Origin of the sequence: Burkholderia sp. Tr-862 (genome assembly GCF_011753085.1) — a bacterium.
GTDB classification, from domain to species: Bacteria; Pseudomonadota; Gammaproteobacteria; order Burkholderiales; family Burkholderiaceae; genus Burkholderia; species Burkholderia ambifaria.
On sequence record NZ_VWWG01000049.1, the window covers coordinates 12,374 to 35,165 of the forward strand.

General features: G+C 63.1%; 24 protein-coding genes. 16 read left to right on the top strand and 8 right to left on the bottom strand.

The annotated features are described in order from the left end of the window. Positions 1–107: 107 nt before the first annotated feature. Entirely contained in the window at positions 108–782 is a 675-nt protein-coding gene (locus tag F3J14_RS16060; RefSeq protein ID WP_044843419.1) for an HAD family hydrolase, read from the bottom strand. A gap of 193 nt (positions 783–975) precedes the next feature. On the opposite strand from F3J14_RS16060, the gene F3J14_RS16065 reads away from it, so the two are divergent. Then, a complete protein-coding gene (locus F3J14_RS16065; protein ID WP_166723830.1) occupies positions 976–2,160 on the top strand; it encodes a sugar transporter in 1,185 nt (394 codons plus the stop codon). Positions 2,161–2,213: 53 nt separating this feature from the next. Here the strand turns inward: F3J14_RS16065 and F3J14_RS16070 are convergent, their stop codons facing one another. Next, positions 2,214–3,335, bottom strand: coding sequence for an AraC family transcriptional regulator (locus tag F3J14_RS16070; RefSeq protein WP_166723831.1), 1,122 nt, complete (start codon positions 3,333–3,335; stop codon positions 2,214–2,216). Positions 3,336–3,592: 257 nt separating this feature from the next. Between F3J14_RS16070 and F3J14_RS16075 the strand changes: the two genes are divergently transcribed. Beyond that, positions 3,593–4,315 (top strand): OmpW family outer membrane protein, encoded by a 723-nt coding sequence (locus tag F3J14_RS16075; protein ID WP_166723832.1) that lies wholly within the window; start codon positions 3,593–3,595, stop codon positions 4,313–4,315. A gap of 388 nt (positions 4,316–4,703) precedes the next feature. On the opposite strand, the gene F3J14_RS16080 is transcribed toward F3J14_RS16075, so the two are convergent. From F3J14_RS16080 to F3J14_RS16090, 3 genes are all read right to left on the bottom strand, one after another. Beyond that, complete coding sequence (locus F3J14_RS16080; RefSeq protein ID WP_166723834.1) at positions 4,704–5,282, bottom strand: DUF4337 domain-containing protein; 579 nt, start codon at positions 5,280–5,282, stop codon at positions 4,704–4,706. Positions 5,283–5,631: 349 nt separating this feature from the next. Continuing rightward, complete coding sequence (locus F3J14_RS16085) at positions 5,632–6,279, bottom strand: flavin reductase family protein (protein WP_166723835.1); 648 nt, start codon at positions 6,277–6,279, stop codon at positions 5,632–5,634. A 52-nt stretch (positions 6,280–6,331) separates the two neighbouring features. Then, positions 6,332–7,330: an NAD(P)H-quinone oxidoreductase gene (locus F3J14_RS16090; RefSeq protein ID WP_166723836.1), complete on the bottom strand. Its 999-nt coding sequence runs from the start codon at positions 7,328–7,330 to the stop codon at positions 6,332–6,334. A 188-nt stretch (positions 7,331–7,518) separates the two neighbouring features. On the opposite strand from F3J14_RS16090, the gene F3J14_RS16095 reads away from it, so the two are divergent. Together F3J14_RS16095 and F3J14_RS16100 are read left to right on the top strand one after the other, a co-directional pair. Further along, on the top strand, positions 7,519–8,385 hold the full coding sequence (locus tag F3J14_RS16095; protein WP_166723837.1) for a LysR family transcriptional regulator: 867 nt from the start codon (positions 7,519–7,521) through the stop codon (positions 8,383–8,385). A 324-nt stretch (positions 8,386–8,709) separates the two neighbouring features. Beyond that, positions 8,710–9,150 (top strand): acetyltransferase, encoded by a 441-nt coding sequence (locus F3J14_RS16100; RefSeq protein WP_166723838.1) that lies wholly within the window; start codon positions 8,710–8,712, stop codon positions 9,148–9,150. 131 nt (positions 9,151–9,281) lie between these two features. Here F3J14_RS16100 and F3J14_RS16105 read toward each other — a convergent pair whose 3' ends face one another. Further along, entirely contained in the window at positions 9,282–9,884 is a 603-nt protein-coding gene (locus F3J14_RS16105) for a DnaJ domain-containing protein (RefSeq protein ID WP_166723867.1), read from the bottom strand. Positions 9,885–10,451: 567 nt separating this feature from the next. Here F3J14_RS16105 and F3J14_RS16110 point away from each other — a divergent pair. From F3J14_RS16110 to F3J14_RS16125, 4 genes are all read left to right on the top strand, one after another. Further along, entirely contained in the window at positions 10,452–10,781 is a 330-nt protein-coding gene (locus tag F3J14_RS16110; protein ID WP_166723840.1) for a hypothetical protein, read from the top strand. 481 nt (positions 10,782–11,262) lie between these two features. Next, complete coding sequence (locus F3J14_RS16115; protein ID WP_166723842.1) at positions 11,263–12,012, top strand: hypothetical protein; 750 nt, start codon at positions 11,263–11,265, stop codon at positions 12,010–12,012. Between the two features lie 115 nt (positions 12,013–12,127). Beyond that, positions 12,128–13,012 (top strand): hypothetical protein, encoded by an 885-nt coding sequence (locus F3J14_RS16120; RefSeq protein ID WP_166723845.1) that lies wholly within the window; start codon positions 12,128–12,130, stop codon positions 13,010–13,012. A gap of 222 nt (positions 13,013–13,234) precedes the next feature. Then, positions 13,235–13,543 carry a hypothetical protein gene (locus tag F3J14_RS16125; RefSeq protein WP_166723847.1) on the top strand — a complete coding sequence of 103 codons (309 nt, stop codon included), beginning with the start codon at positions 13,235–13,237 and terminating at the stop codon, positions 13,541–13,543. Between the two features lie 278 nt (positions 13,544–13,821). On the opposite strand, the gene F3J14_RS16130 is transcribed toward F3J14_RS16125, so the two are convergent. Further along, on the bottom strand, positions 13,822–14,127 hold the full coding sequence (locus F3J14_RS16130) for a hypothetical protein (protein WP_166723849.1): 306 nt from the start codon (positions 14,125–14,127) through the stop codon (positions 13,822–13,824). Positions 14,128–15,045: 918 nt separating this feature from the next. On the opposite strand from F3J14_RS16130, the gene F3J14_RS16135 reads away from it, so the two are divergent. From F3J14_RS16135 to F3J14_RS16170, 8 genes are all read left to right on the top strand, one after another. After that, positions 15,046–16,182, top strand: a complete 1,137-nt coding sequence (locus tag F3J14_RS16135) for a muconate/chloromuconate family cycloisomerase (protein ID WP_166723851.1) — start codon at positions 15,046–15,048, stop codon at positions 16,180–16,182. 35 nt (positions 16,183–16,217) lie between these two features. Continuing rightward, positions 16,218–16,508: a muconolactone Delta-isomerase gene (catC, locus tag F3J14_RS16140; protein ID WP_166723853.1), complete on the top strand. Its 291-nt coding sequence runs from the start codon at positions 16,218–16,220 to the stop codon at positions 16,506–16,508. 75 nt (positions 16,509–16,583) lie between these two features. After that, positions 16,584–17,525, top strand: coding sequence for a catechol 1,2-dioxygenase (gene catA, locus F3J14_RS16145; protein WP_166723854.1), 942 nt, complete (start codon positions 16,584–16,586; stop codon positions 17,523–17,525). Between the two features lie 116 nt (positions 17,526–17,641). Then, entirely contained in the window at positions 17,642–19,000 is a 1,359-nt protein-coding gene (locus tag F3J14_RS16150; protein ID WP_166723855.1) for a Rieske 2Fe-2S domain-containing protein, read from the top strand. Next, the gene (gene benB / locus F3J14_RS16155; RefSeq protein ID WP_105786849.1) at positions 18,997–19,485 is read left to right on the top strand and encodes a benzoate 1,2-dioxygenase small subunit; all 489 of its coding nucleotides are present in this window, start codon (positions 18,997–18,999) and stop codon (positions 19,483–19,485) included. The genes F3J14_RS16150 and benB overlap by 4 nt, the downstream gene beginning before the upstream one ends. 38 nt (positions 19,486–19,523) lie before the next feature. After that, positions 19,524–20,546, top strand: a complete 1,023-nt coding sequence (gene benC, locus F3J14_RS16160) for a benzoate 1,2-dioxygenase electron transfer component BenC (protein WP_166723856.1) — start codon at positions 19,524–19,526, stop codon at positions 20,544–20,546. Continuing rightward, on the top strand, positions 20,543–21,319 hold the full coding sequence (benD, locus tag F3J14_RS16165) for a benzoate diol dehydrogenase BenD (RefSeq protein ID WP_166723857.1): 777 nt from the start codon (positions 20,543–20,545) through the stop codon (positions 21,317–21,319). The genes benC and benD overlap by 4 nt, the downstream gene beginning before the upstream one ends. Before the next feature lie 123 nt (positions 21,320–21,442). Further along, positions 21,443–21,841, top strand: a complete 399-nt coding sequence (locus F3J14_RS16170; protein WP_166723858.1) for a RidA family protein — start codon at positions 21,443–21,445, stop codon at positions 21,839–21,841. A 116-nt stretch (positions 21,842–21,957) separates the two neighbouring features. On the opposite strand, the gene F3J14_RS16175 is transcribed toward F3J14_RS16170, so the two are convergent. Beyond that, on the bottom strand, positions 21,958–22,764 hold the full coding sequence (locus tag F3J14_RS16175; RefSeq protein WP_166723859.1) for an oxidoreductase: 807 nt from the start codon (positions 22,762–22,764) through the stop codon (positions 21,958–21,960). Positions 22,765–22,792 lie beyond the last annotated feature (28 nt).

The following is a 22,792-nucleotide window of genomic DNA, read 5'->3' on the forward strand; positions in this document are numbered from 1 at the left end:
GTGTTGGCACGCGCCGCCGGCATGGAGACGCGTGCCCGAGGGGACCGAAGCCGGCGAAGGCGATCGCGGAGAGCCGGACGATGCGGGTCAGGCGGACGATTCAGGCATTACGGCCGCGCCGCGATCTCGTCCAGATGCCACAGCAGATCCGCCGGATCGTCATACACGCGCAGCGCCCCCGCGCGTTCCAGCTCGTCGCTGCCGTAACCCCCGGACAGCAGCCCGACGCCGAGCGCCCGGCAGCGGCTCGCGGCGAGCATGTCCCAGATGCTGTCGCCGACCACGACCGTATGTTCGATCGGCACGTTCAGTTTCGCGGCGGCGGTCAGGAACAGGTCGGGATCCGGCTTCGCGTACTTGACTTGGTCGCGCGTGACGACCACGTTCTTCGCCGGATCGACGCCGAGCGCCTCCAGATTGATCGCGGCGGTTTCCATCCGCCCGCTGGTCGCGATCGCCCAGCGAATACCGGCATTCGACAGCGCGGCCAGCAGCTCGCGTGCACCCGGCAGCGGCCGGACCTGCGCGCGCAGCCGCTGGTACGCGGCCGCATGCAGCCGCGCGAGCCGCTCGACGCGTTCGGCGTCGATGTCGCCGGCCGTCTCGCGCAGCAGCTGGTTCAGGAACAGGCCGCCGCTCATCCCGATCTTGCGGTGGATGCGCCATACCGACAGTTCGATGCCCTCGGCATCGAGCGCTTCCTTCCACGCGAGCACGTGCTGATAGACGCTGTCGACGAGCGTGCCGTCGAGATCGAACAGAAATGACGTTTCAATGCGCATGTGAATCTCCTGGCCCGATGGCGTTCGGGCGATTCGTTCGGGGAAAGCGGATTCGACACATTATCGGCGCACGGCCGTGTCATCGCCGTGTTCGCGCACCGCGGCCGGCAGCGGCGTGTCAAGCGCCGCTGGTACAATCGCGCCGATGCGACGGGCCGGCTGCCCGCGCCGCCAACCTTCGTCGAATTCCCGTATGGCAACCACGGACGCCGTCAGTTCCGAACAGTCGTGGTGGGGCGTTCTGGCCCTGGCACTCACTGCCTTCATCTTCAATACCACCGAATTCGTGCCCGTCGCGCTGCTGAGCGCGATCGGCGACAGCCTGCAGATGCAGCCGACCGCCGTCGGCCTGATGCTGACGATCTACGCGTGGGCCGTCGCCGTCGTGTCGCTGCCGCTGACGTTCGTCACGCGTCACGTCGAGCGCCGCAAGCTGCTGAGCTGCGCGCTGCTGGTGTTCATCGGCAGCCATGTCGTTACCGGCATCGCGTGGAATTTCACGGTGCTGATGCTCGGCCGGCTCGGCATCGCGTGCGCGCACGCGGTGTTCTGGTCGATTTCTGTCCCGCTGGCCGTGCGGCTCGCGCCGAGCGACCGGAAAAGCCGCGCGCTCGGCCTGCTCGCGATGGGCACGGCGACCGCGATGGTCGCCGGTATTCCGCTCGGGCGCGTGATCGGCGAGGCGCTCGGCTGGCGCGTCACGTTCCTCGTGATCGGCGGCGCGGCGGCCGTCGCGTTGCTGGCGCTGCGCATGACGCTGCCGACGCTCCCCAGCCAGGGCGCCGGCTCGCTCGCGAGCATCGGCACGTTCCTGCGCAAGCCGGCGCTGGTGTCGCTGTACGCGATCACCGTGCTGGTGATCTCCGCGCACTTCACGTCGTATACATACATCGAGCCGTTCGTGCAGAGCGTCAATCATGCGAGCAGCAGCCGGATTACCTACGTGCTGATCCTGTTCGGCGTCGCCGGCGTGCCGGCCGCGCTCTGCTTCAACCGCGTGTTCCCGGAGCGGCCGGCCGATTTCCTGCTCGCGTCGATCATCGCGTTGTCGGCCTGTCTGCTGATCCTGTTCCCGAGCGCGCTGAACATCGTCACGCTGTCCGTTCACACGCTGGTCTGGGGCGGCGCGATCGTCTGCTTCGGTCTCGCGATGCAGGCGTGGGTGCTGAAGCTGGCGCCCGAGGCGACCGATCTCGCCGTGTCCATCTTTTCCGGGCTGTACAACGTCGGGATCGGCGCCGGCGCGCTGCTCGGCAACCATATCGCCGGGGCGTTCGGGCTGCCGTGGATCGGCACGTTCGGCGGGGTGGTCGGGATCTTTTCGGCCGGGATCGCGTGGGCCGCGTTGCGGCTGCATGAGCGGCGGGCGGTGGCGTAGCGCGCCGATTCACCGTCGCGCCGACGATCGACGATCGCGCCGCAATGGCGGCATCAAGCTGTCATGCGTGACGATCGCGGCGCCGGGTCCGCGTTGCTGCGCACCTCGTTCGGCGTCATGCCGGTCCAGCGCTTGAACGCATGCCGGAAACTCGCGGCATCGCTGAATCCCAATACCAGCGCGATGTCTTCGGTGCTCAATGCGGTCGTGCCGAGATAGTCGATCGCCAGCGCCCTGCGCACGCCTGTCAGCAGTTCGTTGTAAGACGTGCCTGCGGCGTCGAGCTTGCGGCGCAACGTCCTTGAAGTCATGTGCAGCGTCCCGGCGATCGCGTCGATGTCCGGGAATCTGCCGGGGATGCGCATCAGTTCGTCGTAGACGCGCAGCGTGATCCCGGAGCGATCCTGGAGTTCGTCGAGCAACTGCGCGCAGTGCCGTGAGACCTGGGCCGCCGTGATCGGGTGGGCAAGCTGAGGCGCCCGCGACATCCATGCGGCGGGATAGCTCAATGCATGACAGTCCTGATCGAATTTGACCGGACAGTCGAGCGTTTCGGCAAGCAGCGCCGCATGGGCGGGTTGCCCGCATGCAAATCGTGCGTGGACTGGCACGCACCACGGCCCCATCACGTCCTTGACGAAGGTCGCGTGGAGCACGAACTGCATGTCGAGCAAGAAGCCATACAACCGCGCGTCGAGCTCGGGCAGCGCGACGTCTTCCCGGGCGGGGAAATACCAGGTCGCCAGATCGTCTTCCGTGCCCCAGCGAATGCCGAGCAAGCCGTTCGCGAGCCGGTGGAACCGGACCGCCGCATCGAACGCCTGCCCCAGCGTTTCGGCGCACAGCGTCGCGTACCCGTACATCCCGTAGCTCGACGCATGCAGCAACCTGCCGACCCGCACGCCCAGATCGGCGCCCGGATAGTGCCGGAGCGCGTTGCGCACGGCTGTCAGGAATTGTTGCGCCGACGTCAGCGTAAACGGGTTCGATACGTCGTTCGAGTCGAGATCGGTCCCGGCGAGCACCGTGGACGTTTCAAGCTCCAGATGCGCTGCGACTTCCATCAGCGCCGCGAGTTTCGACGGGGACGAGCGCTTTTCGGAGAGGGTCGCCAGATCGACCGGCAACGACGGCAGGCCGGCGCCAGGGCCGGCTTGCGTCGGGTTCAATCGCATGTTGCTGCTCATCTCTGAATCAGGTCGTCGGTTCTCGTCGCGGCCCGGAAGCGGGTCATCCGTTGCCTCGATGCGCCGCGGGCTCGGTCCGCAGTGACCACGTTACGTCAATCGGCGGGTTCCGTGTGGTAGCGAACACGGACAATTTTCGCGTCCGTTTCAAACATATCCAAAGCGCCGGTCGCCGGCCATAGTGGCGGCACGCCACGGCCGACCTGCGCGCTCGTGGCGAAAAATAAATATGGAGATTCCGTTCAATGAAGTCGATGAAACTGGCGGCGGCTGCCGCCATGCTGGTCGCGAGCGCGGCAGCGCACGCGCAGTCCGCGGGAAACAACGTGGTCGGAACGGGCTGGTTGAGAATCGCCCCGCAAACCTCGAGCGATCCGCTCGAAATCGGCGGACACGCCGTGCCCGATACGGGCGCGAACGTCGATCACGCCGACACACTCGGCATCACCTTCACGCACTTCCTGACCGACAATATCGCGGTGGAGACGGTCGCCGGCATTCCGCCGAAATTCAAGCTCTCGGGTACCGGTGTGCTGTCTTCCGCGGCGATCAATCCGCTCGGGGACGTCCGCCAGTGGAGTCCGGCGCTGCTGCTGAAATACTATTTCGGCCGCGCGGATGCCCGATGGAGACCCTATCTCGGCATCGGCGTCAGCTATATCTGGTTTACGAACGTGCATGTCGGTCCCGCGTTCCAGCAGGCGTTGAGCGCGCAATTGACGCACGGCGCGACGACGGGCCTGTCGACGAGCGCGGACGTCGACAGCGCATGGTCGCCCGTCTTCAATGGCGGGTTGAATTACCAGTTCGACAAGCATTGGTCGGCCGGGCTTTCCGTTTCCTACCTGCCGTTCGGGACGAAAGCCAATTTGACCACCCGGCTGCCGAACGGTGCCGTGGTCAAGAGCGTCGCGAAGATCACGCTGGATCCGCTCGTCACGCTGGTGTCGGTCAATTACGCATTCTGACCGGGGGATGCGACGGCGGCGATCGGGTTCGCAAGGAATTGGGCAGGGCGATGGCGTGGCCGCCATCGTTTCATGCCCATCGCCGCACGTTGCACGCCGCACGCCCGAGCCGGTTGTTACCGCGGGGGCAGGTTTTTCATTAGAGAGTGCAGCCCTTGCGAATCCATGTAGGGCGATGCAAAAGACACGAGACGCGTTGTAATGCCCGGGCGCTCCGCAACGATGCGCACCGCGCGAGCCATCATGGAACCGTCGCGATTGGAACGGTCGATGCAGGTCGTGGCCTGCGCCAACCCAGGGTGTGGCGTCGGGGCTTGGGAACGGTCGTTCTCGGCTGCGGACAGCCGTTCAAACATCCCCGCTCTCCCGACCACGAACGACCGGGCCGCTACACACCGAAGAGCGCCAGCCCTGTCAGTACGACGCCGATCGCGGCGGCACCCATCGACAGGTGTTGCATCCATTTCCGCCGCGTGAGAATCGTGATCGCAGCAAGCGCGATCGAGATCTGGATGATGGTAGTGGCCTGCGCCCAACGATGGTGCCGGTGTAGCCGCTCCTCGCTTGCAGCATTGCTCTTCACGACTTCTTGCTCGAGCGCTTCGGCGCGCTTGCGGATCGGCTCCTTCTCTTCGCGATACCGCGCCGCGTCTGCTTCGAAACGCTTTCTTTGCGGCGACGCTTCCTGGCTCAAGGCCGCACCGAGCTCGGCTAGATTCTGCTTTTCGCCCTTCGCTTGGTAATAGGCCCACAGGTTAGCTGCCTCGGTTTTCTGGATCGCGGCCTCGTTCTTGTGCAGCAGCGCGAAATTCTCGTCCGCACCGCTCTGGTATGCGGAAATCGCGCCGACGCAGGCCAGGACAGCAGTCATCACGGCAATGCGCGCCGCTCCGTGGTCTTCTCCATGCGCCGCATGCTGCTCTACTGCATGATCGTGCGGGCCGTGAACTTCGAAATCTTCTGGCATAACAAGAACGTTCGCATGAGTTGAGGGGCTTATACGCGGTTCCCACGCACGTGAGGAGCGGGCAGCAAAGTGGTAGCACTATCGCTGGGTCGCAGCTCAATTGGGGCAGTCCGTTCGTGCGAAAGGTATGAACGAACGGACAATGGTCTGCGGAACCTCACGCTGTTTGAACGCCGACTGCCGCCAAAAGGGCGACGGTTCGACATTGTGCATGAATTGCCACTTCCCAAGTGTGAGTCGACAGCAGTCGACCCATCTCTGCCTCTTGCCCCGGTCGGCTCTCATTGGCAGCTTCTCGCAGTGAAGCAGTCATACACGCAGCCGCTTCAGCCGACTGCGCCACCCTCCATCATCGTGCGGCGGGGTGATTCACCCCGGGCGGGCGCCCAATATCGAATCGACTCTCGGGTGCGACGAGCGCATAGGCCGATGGGCCGCCTGCCCGAAGAATGATGCCTGCGCCGAAGGTGTCGAAGGTGCCGTCTTTAAGCAAGTCCTGGCGAATGTGAACAGCCACGACTTCTCCCAGCACGAGCCATGTGGTAATAGGCGTGCCTTTGTGATTGCGAAGCTGGATCACATCGGCGAGCTTGCATTCGAAGTTAACACCACTCTCTGCCACGCGTGGAACGGCGACTTGCCGAGACGGAGCGGGGGTCAGCCCGGCCACTTCAAACTCGTCAACTTCGTAAGGCACCATTGCGCACGTTGCATTCATCTTTTCGGCGAGATCGCGTGTGGTGAGGTTCCACACAAACTCCCCCGTTTCTTGCACGTTGCGTAGGCTGTCTTTCGCGTCGATGCTCGAGAAGCCGATGATCGGCGGATGGTAGTTGAAGGCGTTGAAAAAGCTGTATGGCGCGAGATTTAGCATGCCGTTGCTGCCGCGCGTGGAAATCCATCCGACGGGCCTTGGACCGACAATTGAATTGAATGGATCGTGCGGCAATCCATGGCCTTGTGACGGTTCGTAGTAGTGGTAGCGTGCATCAGTCATGGTTTTGACCGGAGATGTGAGTAATGGCAAGTCAGGTGGCCGGAGCTGCGCGTCAGGCTGCGCCTGCCGCCCGGGTCGTCAGCACGATCTTGCCGATATGCGTGCCCGAGTCCATCAGGGCATGCGCGCCGCGCGCATCGTCGAGATCGAAGGTCCGATAGATCACGGGCTTCACCGCGCCACGCCGGAAGTGCGGCCACACCGATCGCTTGAGATCCTCGATCAGCTCCGCCTTTTCCTCGTGCGTGCGCGAGCGCAGCGTCGAGCCGATGTGCATGAGGCGCTTCGCCAGCATCGGGAACAGGTCGAGTGCTTGCGCGGGCCCCTTGATCACGCCGATCTGCACGATGCGGCCGTTCATCGCGGCCGCCGCGTAATTCCGCGCGACGTAATCACCGGCGATGATATCGACGACCACGTCGACGCCGCGCCCATCCGTCGCGCGCATGACCTCCTCGACGAAATCCTCGTTGCGGTAGTCAATCGCGACATCGGCACCGAGCGCGATGCTTGCGGTGCGGTGCGCGTCGGAGCCGACCGTCGTGATGATCTTCGAGGCGCCGAACGCCTTCGCGAGCATCGTCGCCGTGGTGCCGATCCCCGATGCGCCGCCATGGATCAGCACGCTTTCGCCAGCCTTGAACTTGCCGCGCTGGAACAGGTTCAGCCATACCGTCAGAAAGGTTTCGGGGATCGCGGCCGCCTCGACCATCGTGAGACCATCGGGAACCGCGAGCGTGTTGCTCTCGTGCGCGACGGCGTACTCCGCATAGCCGCCCCCCGGGACCAGCGCGCAGATGAGATCGCCGACCGCGAACTGGGTCACATCGCGCCCGACGGACACGATTTTGCCCGCAACTTCGAGCCCGGGAATGTCCGACGCGCCCGGTGGCGGATCGTATAACCCTTTGCGCTGCAGCACGTCAGGACCGTTCACGCCGGCCGCATGAATGCGGATCAGCACTTCGTCGTCGGCGGGCGCGGGAACAGAACGCTGCACGGGTGCCAGCACGTCCGGGCCGCCCGGCCTCGTAATGTCGATCGCGGTCATCGCCGCGGGAATGCCTTTCGTTTCGTGTGACACAACTTCATCCCTTTTAAAATGCCGGATGCGCCGCGGATTCGAGCGACCCGCCGAATCGCCGCATCGGTTGAAAAAAGTGTAGTCGCGCAGCCTGCGCTTGACGTGCAGCGAATTGCTGGTCGTATGATGCAAATTTGCATCACGCCGGGGGCGACATGAACTGGGACGACGCGCGCATCTTCGTCGCGCTCCATCGGGAAAGGACCTTGCGCGCCGCCGCCCGCGCGCTCGACATCGATCAGGCCACGGTGGGCCGCAGGCTTGCGGCGCTCGAGCACGCGCTCGGCGCGACGCTGTTCCTGCGTACGTCGAACGGCTATGAGCTCACGCCGGTCGGCAGGATCGCGCTCCGTGCCGCCGAGGCGATGGAGCAATCCGCACACGATCTCGTGCGCCACACGCAAGGCGTGGACAAGCGGCTCGCCGGCGAGGTGAAGCTCTCGACGACGGATGCGCTGGCCCACGAGTTCGTGATGCCGGCCCTCGCGCGCCTGCATGCGAAGCATCCGGACGTATCGGTGATGCTCGACACGACGACCGTGCTCCTCAATCTCGGGAAGCGCGAAGCCGACATCGCGATCCGGACCGTCAAGCCCCGAAATCCAGATCTGCTCGCTCGCCGTCTGCCGCGCTGGGAAGTGGGGCTGTTCGCGTCGCCCGACTATGTGCGGCGCCATGGCGAACCGGTGCCGGGCGAGCGGTTCGCCGGGCATGATCTCGTCGTCTACCAGCCGTATTTCGCCAAGGCGCGGGTGCCGGCGTTCGTCGGGGAACCGCTGACGGACGGCCGCATCGTCGCACGGCTGAACACGAACCTGACGTTGCGCGCGGCACTCAAGGCAGGGCTCGGCATCAGCGAGATACCCGTGCCAATGGGCGAACGAGACGGCCTTGTGCGGATCTGGCCGGACCGTACAAACGACGCGTCGTATGAGGTTTGGCTCGTCACGCATCAGGATCTGCGGCACACGGCGCGCATCCGCGTGACGATCGAAGAGATCGTCGTTGCGTTCGGCGGATAGCAGCGAATACCCCGCTCGTGGCAGTGGAGGTTGCAACCTCTTCCCCCTGACCTACCGGATAAGCGGCAATCAAGGCCTACGCCCCAATTGAGTTGATCGGCACAAGACAGTCCGTTATGCGGGCGGAGCGGACGCACAAATGTCCATCTCAGTGCAAGGCGCGATGTCCGTAGTTGGCCGAACTCGGCCGGCCGCCGCTCGGCGCACACGACCGGCGCAGATCGACCCGTTGCGGTCATTCTGACGACAGGTCGAGGCCCTTCCTAGGCGGGCCTCTCTGAATCAGATTCAGCCTCCAAGCTCCGCGGTGCTTATAATCAAACGATGGTTACTATTCGAAATTCCCGTCCCGAGGAAGGCGCTCGTGCCTTTGAAATTTGGCGCCGTGCAGTTGACGCTACACATGGTTTCCTGTCCCCCGAGGACCGCAAAGCCATTGATGATTTGGTCTGTGACTTCCTTCCGAAAGCTCCGCTCTGGTTGGCAGTGGATGCCAATGATTACGCCCAGGCATTCGTGCTCATCGACAACGGCCACATGGAGGCACTGTTCGTTGATCCAGCCTGCAGAGGGACTGGCATTGGTGCAGCCCTAGTCCGTCATGGCCTGAAGCTTCACCCCAAAATGACAACCGATGTCAATGAGCAGAACGCTCAAGCCGTTGGTTTTTACGAAAAAATGGGTTTTAAACGGACGGGCCGCTCTCCACTGGATAGACAGGGAAGACCATATCCACTCATTCACTTGGAGTACACAGGCGTCTAAGTGTCTGCTCATGGCCGAATACTGCCCAATTAGCCGTCAATTCATGAAGCAGTCGATCAAAAAAACCTCCCCGAAGTTGGCCCCGATCGCGGTCGAGTTCTGCGTTCGCAGAACTGGTCACACACCAAGGCTCACCGGCGCAGCCCGAACACGCCGTGCCAGAGAGCGCTGAAATAGTCCGTATGCGCGTGTTCGCCACTCCTTCGCGCGTCGCTCTTTGACGCCTGCGCCGATGCCGCCTGTGTCGCGCTCTCGTCGCATTGCGGCATCTGCTCATCACGCTCCCCGTCCCGCGATGCGCCCGGCTGGCGCGACGCATGCAACTCGACCACGCTGCCGGCAATGCGCTCGGCGAGTTGAACATCGCAATCACGGCCGAGCAGCACACCGAACACGACGTCGCGGTTGTGCCCTTGCTCGGCGTAGCGCATCGCCCATGCCACGAACCGCGCATATTCCGCTTCGCGCTCCGCGTTCAAGCGCTCCTCTTCTTCGCGAAGCCGTGCGTGACGGAGCATTTCCTCTGCGTAAGCGGTGTCATAGACGCGGCGCAGCTCCGGGTCCGAGAGAATCGCGTATGCCTCCTTGATCTCCTGAAATCGCGCATGCGCGTCCGCTTCGCACCCGACGTTGCGGTCGGGATGCGCTTTCATTGCCGCCTTTCGGTAGCCTCGCTTGATTTCCTCGTTGGTCGCGTTCTCGCACACACCGAGCAATTCATACATTGTCGTCATTGTGCGTCGGGATGAAAGTTGGATCGCGTTGATCGTAGCATGTCGCCGCAGCGCCAATCCGTCGGGTTGAGATTCACCGGGTTCTGAACACTCTGAGTGCAGGTCAGGAGCGCTTTGGCAGATGACGGAATCTGAATCATTCTCATCGGAACGGCCGTTTGCCGACTGGAGCGGTCGCTCGAGTGTCCGAATGTGCATGCAGGCGAACGGCGCTTCATGGCCGGCGGCGGACCTCGGTCGGCCGTATCGGCATACGAGCGTTCGGGTGTGCGCCGTGAAATGATGGCACTTTGCCAGCGGGTGGAAATCCCGCCCGGAAACTGCTCGTGCCTGTTCCTGCTCGTCCGATCGAGGCGTTGTCTCTCTTTCTTCCCGCAAGTTTGCCAATACCGCGCCTCCTGTTTTGTCATACCAAAAGTGAGGGTGAGCGGCGAAGCGCGAAGGTTTACAACGCTCTCGGATTGACATGTCTGAAATGGAATGGGGTTAACGATTCCTTGAAAGGCCCGTTGCGATCGCATCTAATTGCTGACAAACGCAACAAACGAAGATTGACGGGGTGGCATCATGAAGAAAATTGCCTTATATTTGATGGACGCAGCATTGGTCTCGGCGGTTTTGTTTTTCTACTACGTTCGCGCATTTTACGGTCGCGGCCGATTACCAATGTCAACCCAAATGGCTCATTGGCGAGACGTATGCTTCGTCTTGGCGCTTATTGCCATGTTCGTCATTCCTTTTCGGGCGGTAAAATCATACCCGGCCATATATAAATTTGTCACGTTTGACGCAAATGGAGAGAGGAGAAAAACGATATCCATTCCATTGGTGGCAATGATTGCAAGCATCATTGGCGCGGTGGTGATAATTCGAATATTCGTTGTAGCGACCCAGTAAAGAGGCGGCGTGAATAGATGCGGATGCATCTTCGTGTACGAGTCCACGACGAGCATATCGTCGTCGCAACTGCGCCTTCGATCTGTCACCGAACGATCTCGGGGCGGCGGAGCCCGTCGAATGTCGTTCAGATCGGGCCAGCGAACGTCTCAAACCGCCGACTCCCGCCGGATGCAGTCGGCCGAAGCCGACCCGTTGCCGTCATTCGTGCCTCCACCGCCCCGACGACCGCTTCCAAGACGCAATGACCATTGCGGCCGACTCGCTCGCTATGTAGCATCTTCCGACATGTCGACGGCATGGAAGCGGCGGGTTCGGTACAGCAAGCCGAGTTGACAGCTTTCGGGCAGAGCAGTTGCCTGCTCGTCCCGCTCGAAAACCGAGTGTGGGGCGTCGAGCGGTACATTTGGCAGAACCGACTCGCGAGTGCCTTGCGGGCTACGCCGTTTGGCATATTCGTTAAGCCGATGCGGGGGGATGTGTGGACGACCAACCATTTTTATCCGGAATTCCCGTCAATCATGTGCTTGACCGCCTCGCGAAAGCCGGAGGCAAAGAGATTGAATCCGGCAAGTTTTCGAGCCCTGAAAGCTCCGCGGCACTGGCGGTCAATTGTTTTGGCTGGTTCATTGAGCGACCTGGTCAACTGCCACCACTGAAAGGCCTCGAGGACGCAGGCATTCCGGAACTGGTAGACATCGAATTCTGTGCGCGATTTCCCTGGGCAGGAGGGCGCCATCCGTGGCTCGACGCTGTCGTGCAGACGCCCAAGTGCATCATCGGAATCGAGAGCAAGCGTTTTGAGCCCTTCCGGGACGCGAAATCGGTCAGCCTGTCAGACGCCTATGACCGCCCCGTGTGGGGCGCCAATATGAAGGGGTATGAAAAGATGCGAGACCGATTGCGCTCCGGAGATGTGAGGTATGTTCACCTCGATGCCGCGCAACTGGTCAAGCATGCGTTCGGTTTGGTGACCGAAGGCGTCCGACGCAACCGGGCGCCCGCCTTGTTCTATCTTTTCGCTGAACCTGCGGCGCGAGGCGGTCTTGCCATCGCGCCGGATAACCTCGCCCGGCACCGGGACGAAATTGCCAGCTTTGCAGAGGCGGTGGCAGGTGACGCAGTGACGTTTCATTCCGCGAGCTACAGGGAGTGGCTAGGGGCCTGGTCGCTGCTTGACAGCCGAATCGCGGCACATGGACATGCAATCATCGAAGCGTTCGAACCATGACAGTAACGCGCGGAACGCATTGCATCACCAGAGACGTTGAAATGGCGCGATCGGCTAAGCGCAGCCCGATCCTCAGTCACACCGCATAGGCGACACGGGATGACGGGTGTACGGCATGCTGATCCACAACATTTGGACGCCAGTCTTTAGCCTGAGCGTCAGTCAGCGAATCACCTTACACCATGAAAAGCATCCAACCTATAACGTGAGCGCGCTGAGCGGGCTCTCGGAACGCGTCGAATACGAAATGTGGCTTCTCGAAGCTGTGTACGCAATTAGCGAGCAGGAGTTATTTCCTTCGTGGCCCGATGCGGTGATATACCCGGCAGGCAGTTCTACAGCTCACTTCTATGTGTATGGACGCGCCAACGCCGTCATCGGCGATTGGCGACCTGGCTTTTTGAACGCGGGCGCGCCCCTTGTCTTAGTCTCAATCTTCAAGCTTCTCGACATGCTCATCGAGTGGATACTGGAAGAGAATGGGGAGCGCTCGACATTTCGCTTTCAACAGAAGCTACGGTGCCTTGAGTGTTCGCCCATCTTCCCTCAATCCATTGAATCCCGTCCTTGGCTCAAGGAGCGTCTCATCCGGCTTTACCGCACACTCGAACCGCTTCGCGGAACGATTATCCACAACAAGCACTTCACCGCAACGGACGGCGCAATACGAGTGTCCAGTTCGAGGGAGGGCATATTAAAAGTGGTAGTCGAAATTAGTGCAGAACGGCTCAGGAAGCTCGCCGTCGTCATGATCAGCGTTGTCAGGTATGTCGTCAGTATGTGGCGTCTCGATGAGCATAGGGAAAAGGTCTTGCGCCACGAACTGGATCAGCTTGCGACACTGCATGGACTGCCCCTTCTAGGCCAGAAGAAACCCTTCCATACGTGCGTTCGAGTGTATTCCACCGGCTCTGATTCGTTTGACATCGGCCTAACAGGGTTCGCCATACAAACCTACGCTAAGACCTACGCCACCCTAGGTCAGGAGATTGGATGGTGAGCTAAGGCTTTCGCCCACTGATACAGCAAACTTGCAGCGCCCAGAATAGTCCGCTTCCCACGGGCTTTTCGTTGTCTACACACTCGCCGTCCGCATCCAGTTGCAATACTGGATCCCATATCCGATGATGAATAGACGAGACACATGATAGGCACGTCCACGACAGTCTTTGCCGTGGACACACCACTACCGCTTTCGAAGCCTTCAAAAAGGAGGTGCCACGTGAATAAAATGGCGGCAGATCAAACCAAGATCCTAGTCAGCCTGCTCGTTCTTCACGTCGTTCTTGCACTCTGTCTGCTGGCATCGATTATCTCGTTTAGGGTTGCGCCGATCTTCATCTTCGGTTTCCTGGCGGGCGGTTGTGGCATTTTAATTACCCGTATCAGTCGCGATAGCGATGCCGCGCGTAATATTATCAAGAGCAGCGGTGGCAAGGTGTACCTGTACTGCATGTGGGGCATTGCCGCATGCGGAGCGCTCTTTTTGATTGTGCCGAATTATCTCGGAATATTTATGCATCCCCGTTAAACAGATGTCCCATACGGGCCACTAGTGAACTGGCTGCCAACGCAACTTTTCCTGTTCATATGAGCACGCAACCCACGGCGGCACCTGCAACCGTCGCTCCAATGATGCAGCTGCAGCAGTACCTGCGCCTTATCTGACAAGACTCGGCGCGCAAACCTACGCCAGGACCGTACGCTCACCCTTTCGCGGATCGACCGTTACCGACCTTGAGCGGTCGGACGCATTTCTCGAAAACGGACGTTCAATGGCTGTTTCATCATGTTCGGATATGAGGTCCGTCACTGCTCTTGAAACACCGCGGCATGCCAGTAGGCGCGCGGATCCCGGAACCAGGCCGCGAATTCACGTCGGTCAAAGACTCGAAGCTGCTTCATCTCCACCGCATAACGCCGGAATAGAGCAAGCAATTCGCGCAAAGCACTCTCATCGACTTTCGCCTCATCGACATAGATGCTCAATACGTCTAGCTCGCCTTCATAGCGCTTCACGCAAGGCAGCTTGTCGAGCCACTCGAAAAATGCCGCTTCATCGCACTCCGAGTAGTGCCAAACACGCTTTGCAGATAGAACTAGTTCACCTGTCACGGCTCTGTCTCCCGGATTTGCTGGTGGTCATCTGCGTTAGTTGCTGCATCACACGAGGGAGTGTCTCATTTCCGTGCGTCCTGTATTGGTGATTCGGTCGTCATGCGCGAGCGCGTGGCAATCGAACTCTTGAGCGAGGTATTGTCAACCATTCTCGTGCTTGGTCGAGTGTCGCTTCCTGGGCGGCTGCAGACGTTCGCAAGAGACTACTCCCGGCCCTGAGCGGTCTCTCACGCATGCATTGGCAAAGGGTCTTGAGACAACTATGAAGGCCGGAAAAGTTCGTACGTTCGTGCGTGGCGGCGACTCGCACTAATTTGTCGATGTGTGCGTGCTTTCGCCTTTTTACGTCAGTAGCCGCTTGGGCGTGACTCCGCAGAGCGCGCGCCGCAGCGGGACCCATCTGCGGCAGTTTGCCAGTCGTATTGACAGTTTCCCGTGTAATTGCTGCCAGTCCCGTCGCCTCCCGCCTTCGCTGCCGCAACCGCCGCCGTGACGACAAGCGCCACCGCGCCGACAGCTTGAGCCACGCGCACTCGGTTCAGACACTTCTCCACCCGGTCGTTCGCAGAAACCCACACCGAAGCCGAAGCCCGCCGGCCAACCCCACCGTTTTGCCCTCAGGAAAACCCTGATCGACCCAGGCATACCACACGTTCCAGCCTATTTTCCCACTGCCGAAAGTAGCCGCATCGCACCTCCGCCCAAGCGACACCCCGACCACGCCCGACCGCGCTCCAGCAAGCCTTTCAGCCCACATACCTAGCCAAAAAAGGTATGGCGCGGCGCAATATTCCGAGTCTCAAACCGAATTTCAATACCTACCAGGTATCAAAAAGCGCGCCCAAAAGTATTGGACGCTCCATTTCGCCGCCGCGTATAAATCCGTCCATGAACTCCCCACACGCAGCGTGCCCCATGTCCCCGATCACCATCGAACGCATTGAAACCCGCCTCGTCGACCTGCCGACGATCCGTCCGCACAAGCTGTCGGTCGCCACGATGCACGGCCAGACGCTGATGCTGGTGAAGGTGCTCTGCAGCGACGGCGTGACCGGCCTCGGCGAAGGCACGACGATCGCTGGGATGGCATACGGCCCGGAGAGCCCCGAAGCGATGAAGCTCGCGATCGACGCGTACCTCGCGCCGGCGATCATCGGCCGGGATGCGACGCGCATCCAGACGGTGATGGCGTTCCTCGGCAAGCTCGCCAAGGTCAATCACTTCGCGAAGAGCGCGCTCGAAACCGCGCTGCTCGACGCGCACGGCAAGCGTCTAGGCGTACCGGTCAGCGAGCTGCTCGGCGGTCGCCGGCGTGATCGCCTGCCGGTCGCCTGGACGCTCGCATCTGGCAACACGGCGACCGATATCGCCGAGGCCGAGCGGATGCTCGACCTGCGCCGCCACAACGTGTTCAAGCTGAAGATCGGCGCGAAGGCGCTCGCCGACGACATCCGGCACGTGGCCGAGATCAAGCGGGCGCTCGGCGAGCGCGCCTCGGTGCGCGTCGACGTGAACATGGCCTGGAGCGAAACGCAGGCGGCGCGCGCGATTCCGGCGCTGGCCGATGCCGGTTGCGAACTCGTCGAGCAGCCGGTGGCGTCGGCCGCGGCGCTCGCGCGGCTGATGCGCCGCTTCCCGGTCGCGCTGATGGCCGATGAAATCCTGCAGGGCCCGGACAGCGCGTTCGAGATCGCGAAGCATCATGGCGCGGACGTGTTCGCGATCAAGATCGAGCAGAGCGGCGGCCTCTTTGCCGCGCAGCGCGTCGCGGCGATCGCGGATGCGGCCGGCATCGAACTGTATGGCGGCACGATGCTCGAAGGCGCGTTCAGCACGGTCGCGTCCGCGCATCTGTTCGCGAGCTTCGCGAACCTGCAGTGGGGCACCGAACTGTTCGGGCCGCTGCTGATCACCGAAGAAATTCTCACGACCCCGCTCGACTACAGCGATTTCGAATTGACCGTGCCGAGCGGCCCGGGCCTCGGCATCGAACTCGACGAAGCGAAGGTCGCGCGCTTCACCCGCGACGGGCTGACGAAAGTCTCCCGCTAACCCGCGCTAACCCGATTACGTATCAGGACATCACGATGCTTTTCCACGTACGCATGGACGTCAACCTGCCGGCCGACCTGCCGGCCGGGGTCGCCGACGAGATCAAGACCCGCGAGAAAGCGTACTCGCAGGCGCTGCAGCGCAGCGGCAAGTGGCGCCACATCTGGCGCATCGCCGGCGAGTACGCAAACTACAGCGTGTTCGACGTGTCGGGCAACGCCGAGCTGCACGACATCCTGACCGGCCTGCCGCTGTTCCCGTACATGAAGATTTCGGTGACGCCATTGTGTCGCCACCCGTCGTCGATACACGACGACGACGTTTAAGCCACGGAGCCGCTCGTTCTCCGACAGCGAGCACCCCGGGTCACGATTCCCCCAAATACACGTGGAGACACCATCATGAGCGTCAAAGTTTTCGATACGAAGGAAGTGCAGGATCTGCTGAAGGCCGCCTCGAACGCGGGTGCGAACGGCACGAAGGGCGACGCGCGCACGCAGCAGATCGTCCAGCGGCTGCTCGGCGACCTGTTCAAGGCGATCGACGATCTCGACATCACGCCCGACGAAGTGTGGGCCGGCGTGAATTACCTGAACAAGCTCGGCCAGGACGGCGAAGCGGCGCTGCTCGCGGCCGGCCTCGGCCTCGAGAAGTATCTCGACATCCGGATGGACGCCGAGGACGCGGCGATCGGCCTGGACGGCGGCACGCCGCGCACGATCGAAGGCCCGCTGTATGTCGCCGGCGCGCCGGTGCGCGACGGCGTCGCGAAGATCGACCTCGACGCGGACGAAGGCGCGGGCCCGCTCGTGATCCACGGCACGGTCACGGGGCTCGACGGCAAGCCGGTGGCCGGCGCGCTGGTCGAGTGCTGGCACGCGAACTCGCACGGCTTCTATTCGCACTTCGACCCGACCGGCAAGCAGAGCGATTTCAACCTGCGCGGCGCGGTGAAGACGGGCGCGGACGGCAAGTACGAATTCCGCACGCTGATGCCGGTCGGCTACGGCTGCCCGCCGCAGGGCGCGACGCAGCAGCTGCTGGATCGCCTCGGCCGTCACGGCAACCGCCCGGCGCACGTGCACTTCTTCGTGACCAGCGACGGCCACCGCAAGCTGACGACGCAGTTCAACATCGAAGGCGACCCGCTGATCTGGGATGACTTCGCGTATGCGACGCGCGAGGAGCTGATTCCGCCCGTCACGACCAAGGCCGGCGGCGCCGCGCTCGGGTTGAAGGCCGACGCGTACCAGGACATCGAGTTCAACTTCGTCCTGACGCCGCGCGTCGAGGGCAAGGACAACCAGATCGTCGAACGCCTGCGCGCTTCCGCCACGGCATAACCGCCCGACGGCGCGGCGGCGCGCATGCGCCGCCGCCGGCCGGGCTCCCGCGAGATTCAATCGATACCGATGCGAGCGTGCTTGCAGGACCCGGCACGCGCACAGGAGGAACCAACATGTCCGCCACGATCGACCCCACCACCGAACTGGACCACCTGCTCGCCACCGCCGTGCAGGACGACAAGGAAGCCGGTGTGTTCCGCTGCCGCCGCGACATCTTCACGAACGAGGCGCTGTACGAGCTCGAGATGAAGCACATCTTCGAGCGCAACTGGGTGTATCTGGCGCACGAGAGCCAGATCCCGAACAACAACGATTACTACACGACGTGGATCGGCCGCCAGCCGGTCGTCATCACGCGCGACAAGGCCGGCGAGCTGCACGCGGTGATCAATGCCTGCGCGCACAAGGGCGCGATGCTGTGCCGCCGCAAGCACGGCAACAAGGGCAGCTTCACGTGCCCGTTCCACGGCTGGACCTTCTCGAACACCGGCAAGCTGCTGAAGGTGAAGGATGAGAAGACGACCGAGTATCCGGTGCAGTTCAACACGCACGGCTCGCACGACCTGAAGAAGGTCGCGCGCTTCCAGAGCTATCGCGGCTTCCTGTTCGGCAGCCTCAGCGACGACGTGCTGCCGCTCGAGGACTACCTCGGCGAGGCGCGCGTGATCATCGACCAGATCGTCGACCAGGCGCCGAACGGGCTCGAAGTGCTGCGCGGCAACTCCTCCTACATCTACGAAGGCAACTGGAAGATGCAGATGGAGAACGGCTGCGACGGCTATCACGTGAGCACCGTGCACTGGAACTACGCGGCGACGATGGGCCGGCGCAAGGAAGACGGCACCAAGGCCGTCGATGCGAACAGCTGGAGCAAGTCGGTCGCGGGCGTGTACGGCTTCGACAATGGCCACATCCTGCTGTGGACCAAGACGATGAACCCGGAAGTGCGGCCCGTGTACCAGCACCGCGACGAGATCGAGGCGCGCGTGGGCGAAGTGCAGGCCGACTTCATCGTGAACCAGACGCGCAACCTGTGCGTGTACCCGAACGTGTTCCTGATGGACCAGTTCAGCACGCAGATCCGCGTGGTGCGTCCGCTCGGCGTCGACAAGACCGAAGTCAGCATCTTCTGCTTCGCGCCGAAGGGCGAGAGCGAAGCCGACCGCACGACGCGGATCCGCCAGTACGAGGATTTCTTCAACGTCACCGGGATGGGCACGGCCGACGATCTCGAGGAATTCCGCGCATGCCAGGCCGGCTACGCGGGCATCACGGCGATGTGGAACGACCTGTCGCGCGGCGCGCCGCTGTGGGTCCACGGGCCGGACGAGAACGCGAAAAAGATGGGGCTGAAGCCGCGCATTTCGGGCGAGCGCAGCGAGGACGAAGGGCTGTTCGTGTGCCAGCACGAACACTGGGTGCACGTGATGCGCGATGCGCTGAAGAAGGAACGCGGGGAGGTGGCGGCATGAACATCGATTACCGGACCATTTGCGCGGCGCTGTATCGCGAAGCGCGCCTGCTCGACGATCGCGAGTGGGACGAGTGGCTGACCTGCTACACGGAGGACGTCACGTACTGGATGCCCGCATGGGACGACGACGACCGGCCGACCGACGATCCGCAAAGCGAGATCTCGCTGATGTACTACGCGGATCGCGGCGGCCTCGAGGATCGCGTGTTCCGGATCAAGACCGAGCGCAGCGGCGCGTCGACGCCCGAGCCGCGCACCAGCCACAACGTGACGAACGTCGAGGTGCTGGCCGAGCGCGATGGCGAGGTGGACGTGCGCTACAACTTCGACACGCTCAACCATCGCTACCGCGTGACCGATCACTACTTCGGCACGATGTTCGTCACGCTGCGCAAGGTGAACGACGCGCTGCTGATCTCGAACAAGAAGATCGTGCTGAAGAACGACTATATCCGGCAGGTGCTCGACGTGTATCACGTCTGACGCCGATTGTTTCGACAGTAACCGAGGGAGACGAGGTCATGTCCACCTACAAGATTGCACTGAACTTCGAGGACGGGGTCACCCGCTTCATCGACTGCAAGGCCGGCGAGAAGGTGCTCGACGCCGCGTTTCGCGCGAAGATCAACCTGCCGATGGACTGCTCCGACGGCGTGTGCGGCACCTGCAAGTGCCGCGCGGAAAGCGGCAGCTACGACCTCGGCGACGACTACATCGACGACGCGCTCACCGAGGACGAGAAGGACGGCGGCCTCGTGCTGACGTGCCAGATGGTGCCGCAAAGCGATTGCGTGATCGCGGTGCCGACCTCGTCGGTCGCGTGCAAGACCGGCCACAGCGCGTTTGCCGCGACCGTGACGCGGGTCGAGCCGCACAACGACGCGGCGATCGTGCTCGAGCTCGACGTCGACGCGGCCGCGCCGGTGTTCCTGCCGGGCCAGTACGTGAACATCGGCGTGCCGGGCAGCGGCCAGCACCGGTCGTACTCGTTCTCGTCCGCGCCGGGCGACACGAAGGTCGGATTCCTGATCAAGAAGATTCCCGGCGGCGTGATGAGCACGTGGCTCGAATCGGCGGCGCCCGGCGACACGCTCGAGCTGAACGGGCCGCTCGGCAGCTTCTATCTGCGCGACGTCGCGCGGCCGCTGCTGTTCCTCGCGGGCGGCACGGGCCTCGCGCCGTTCCTGTCGATGCTGGAGGCGCTCGCGCGCAGCGGCTCGCAGCAGAAGGTGCACCTGATCTACGGCGTGACGCGCGATCTCGACCTGGTGCTGGTCGACGCGATCGAAGCGTATGCGGCGAAGCTGCCGAACTTCAGCTTCGCGACCGTCGTCGCCGATGCGGCGTCGAACCATGCGCGCAAGGGCTGGGTCACGCAGCACATTCCGGCCGATGCGCTGAACGACGGCGACGTGGACGTCTATCTGTGCGGGCCGCCGCCGATGGTCGATGCGGTGCGCCAGTACTTCGACGACCAGGGCGTGAAGCCCAACAGCTTCCACTACGAGAAGTTCACCCCGAACGTGACGGCAAAGGCGGCATGACCATGCAACGATTCTCCGGAAAGGTCGTCGTCGTCACCGGCGCGGCGCAGGGCATCGGCCGCGGCGTCGCGCTGCGCGCGGCGGCCGAGGGCGGCCGCGTGCTGTTCGTCGATCGCGCGGAATTCGTGGCCGAGGTGGCCGCCGAAGCGCCGGGCGGCAACACGGCCGGTTTCGTCGCCGATCTAGAAACCTACGACGGCGCGCACGCGGCGATGGCGTGCGCGGTCGCGACGTTCGGCCGGATCGACGTGCTGATCAACGGCGTCGGCGGCGCGATCCGGATGCGGCCGTTCGCCGAGTTCGAGCCCGCGCAGATCGACGCGGAAATCCGCCGCTCGCTGATGCCGACGCTCTACAGCTGCCACGCGGTGCTGCCGCATCTGCTGGCCGGGGGCGGCGGCACGATCGTCAACGTGTCGTCGAACGCGACGCGCGGGATTCGCCGCGTGCCGTACTCGGCCGCGAAGGGCGGCGTCAATGCGCTGACGGCGGCGCTCGCGATGGAATACGCGGAGCACGGCATCCGCGTGGTCGCGACCGCGCCCGGCGGCACCGCGGCGCCGCCGCGCCGCGTGCCGCGCAATGCGGCCGGCGACAGCGAGCAGGAACAGGCGTGGATGGCCGAAGCGGTGCGGCAGGTGACCGACTCGACGTTCTTCAAGCGCTACGGCAGCCTCGACGAACAGATCGCGCCGATCCTGTTCCTCGCGTCCGACGAGGCGAGCTACATCACCGGCACGGTGCTGCCGGTCGCGGGCGGCGATACGGGTTGAGCAACGGCCGCCAGCCGAACCGATGCTTCATGCGTGCACGTGCCGCAGCCGCGCGGGCACGCTATCCGACATTCACCGAATACATAATCGGCCGGCGCCGCGAGCCCGGCCACGGAGACACTCATGCGTGAACGCGAAGCGATCATCCCGGCCGGAATGGAAGCCGTGTACGAAAAAATCGGCTATGCACCGGCGATCAAGGTCGGCGATACCGTCTACGTGTCCGGCCAGATCGGCCGTGACGCCGCGATGCAGCTGGTGGAAGGGCGCGAAGCGCAGATCGTGCAGGCGTTCGAGAACCTGAAGCGCGTGCTGGAGGCCGGCGGCGCTTCGCTCGACGACGTGGTCGACCTGACGACCTTCCATACCGACATGCGCGACCTGCCGCTGTTCATGCAGGTGCGCGACCGCTATTTCCATGCCCATCCGCGGCCGGCGTGGACGGCGGTCGGCGCGCACATGCTGGGCGGTTCGCCGGGATATATCGTCGAGATCAAGGCGGTGGCGGTGCTGCAACGGTGATCGGCCTGCACGGCGACGGGCGATGCGGGCGGAATGCGACACCTGGGGCGTTACGCCGATGCAGCCGGTTCCGATGACGCACGCGTGGTTCGAAGTCGTGTCACCGACCCGCCGCGTTACGCGAGCCGGAATTTTTTCCGGAGGCTCGAATCGACCGGGCCGGCCGGCATGAAGCGCCGCAACGTGCGCAAAAGCGAGGCCTCGCCGGTCGGCGTGCGGCGCATGCGCCAGGTTCCGAGCGCCGCCTCGACGATGGTGGCCGCCACGCCGTCGGGTGCGGGCGCGGCTTTCACGCCGTTGGCGACGGCCTGCGATGCCAGCGCGCGCTCGCGATCGTAGTCGGCGATCCTCGCGCTCGCGTGCGGCGCATTGACGTCCAGATTGGTCCGCGTAAACGACGGTTCGACCAGCGTCGCGCGGATGCCGAACTGGCGCACCTCGTGATCGAGCGTTTCGGTCAGCCCCTCGACCGCATGCTTGGACGCCGCATAGAGCCCCATGTACGGCGCCGGCAAAAAGCCGAGCACCGAACTGACATTGACGATGCGTCCGCCGCGTTGTTTCCGCATATGAGGCAGCACCGCCTGCACCATGCGCACGATGCTGAAGACGTTCGTGTCGAACAAGGCCGCCGCTTCGTCCACCGAGGTTTCTTCCACCGCGCCGATCAGGCTCGAGCCGGCATTGTTGACGAGCACGTCGATACGCGCGGCGCGTTCGACGATCGTATGGATTGCGGATCGAATGGACGCGTCGTCACGAACGTCCATCTCGATCAGCTCGACGCCGGCAACGGGCGCCGTGCGCGCGACACTGCGCACGGTGCCGAACACGCGGCACCCGCGTTTCGCGAACTTCTCTGCGGCGGCGCGCCCGATGCCCGACGACACGCCGGTCACGACGACAACGGTGGGGTTCGACATGGCTGTTTCCTTCGATACGATGATCGGG

Excerpts from the sequence above, each read along its gene's own strand:
- F3J14_RS16150 (WP_166723855.1), top strand. The coding sequence starts at position 17,642 with ATGTCCGCCACGATCGACCCCACCACCGAACTGGACCACCTGCTCGCC.
- F3J14_RS16095 (WP_166723837.1), top strand. The coding sequence starts at position 7,519 with ATGAACTGGGACGACGCGCGCATCTTCGTCGCGCTCCATCGGGAAAGG.
- F3J14_RS16060 (WP_044843419.1), bottom strand. The coding sequence starts at position 782 with ATGCGCATTGAAACGTCATTTCTGTTCGATCTCGACGGCACGCTCGTC.
- F3J14_RS16120 (WP_166723845.1), top strand. The coding sequence starts at position 12,128 with ATGCTGATCCACAACATTTGGACGCCAGTCTTTAGCCTGAGCGTCAGT.
- F3J14_RS16075 (WP_166723832.1), top strand. The coding sequence starts at position 3,593 with ATGAAGTCGATGAAACTGGCGGCGGCTGCCGCCATGCTGGTCGCGAGC.
- F3J14_RS16105 (WP_166723867.1), bottom strand. The coding sequence starts at position 9,884 with ATGACGACAATGTATGAATTGCTCGGTGTGTGCGAGAACGCGACCAAC.
- catC (WP_166723853.1), top strand. The coding sequence starts at position 16,218 with ATGCTTTTCCACGTACGCATGGACGTCAACCTGCCGGCCGACCTGCCG.
- F3J14_RS16065 (WP_166723830.1), top strand. The coding sequence starts at position 976 with ATGGCAACCACGGACGCCGTCAGTTCCGAACAGTCGTGGTGGGGCGTT.
- F3J14_RS16100 (WP_166723838.1), top strand. The coding sequence starts at position 8,710 with ATGGTTACTATTCGAAATTCCCGTCCCGAGGAAGGCGCTCGTGCCTTT.
- F3J14_RS16170 (WP_166723858.1), top strand. The coding sequence starts at position 21,443 with ATGCGTGAACGCGAAGCGATCATCCCGGCCGGAATGGAAGCCGTGTAC.
- F3J14_RS16175 (WP_166723859.1), bottom strand. The coding sequence starts at position 22,764 with ATGTCGAACCCCACCGTTGTCGTCGTGACCGGCGTGTCGTCGGGCATC.
- benB (WP_105786849.1), top strand. The coding sequence starts at position 18,997 with ATGAACATCGATTACCGGACCATTTGCGCGGCGCTGTATCGCGAAGCG.
- F3J14_RS16080 (WP_166723834.1), bottom strand. The coding sequence starts at position 5,282 with ATGCCAGAAGATTTCGAAGTTCACGGCCCGCACGATCATGCAGTAGAG.
- F3J14_RS16070 (WP_166723831.1), bottom strand. The coding sequence starts at position 3,335 with ATGCGATTGAACCCGACGCAAGCCGGCCCTGGCGCCGGCCTGCCGTCG.
- benC (WP_166723856.1), top strand. The coding sequence starts at position 19,524 with ATGTCCACCTACAAGATTGCACTGAACTTCGAGGACGGGGTCACCCGC.
- F3J14_RS16110 (WP_166723840.1), top strand. The coding sequence starts at position 10,452 with ATGAAGAAAATTGCCTTATATTTGATGGACGCAGCATTGGTCTCGGCG.
- F3J14_RS16135 (WP_166723851.1), top strand. The coding sequence starts at position 15,046 with ATGTCCCCGATCACCATCGAACGCATTGAAACCCGCCTCGTCGACCTG.
- catA (WP_166723854.1), top strand. The coding sequence starts at position 16,584 with ATGAGCGTCAAAGTTTTCGATACGAAGGAAGTGCAGGATCTGCTGAAG.
- F3J14_RS16085 (WP_166723835.1), bottom strand. The coding sequence starts at position 6,279 with ATGACTGATGCACGCTACCACTACTACGAACCGTCACAAGGCCATGGA.
- F3J14_RS16090 (WP_166723836.1), bottom strand. The coding sequence starts at position 7,330 with ATGACCGCGATCGACATTACGAGGCCGGGCGGCCCGGACGTGCTGGCA.
- benD (WP_166723857.1), top strand. The coding sequence starts at position 20,543 with ATGACCATGCAACGATTCTCCGGAAAGGTCGTCGTCGTCACCGGCGCG.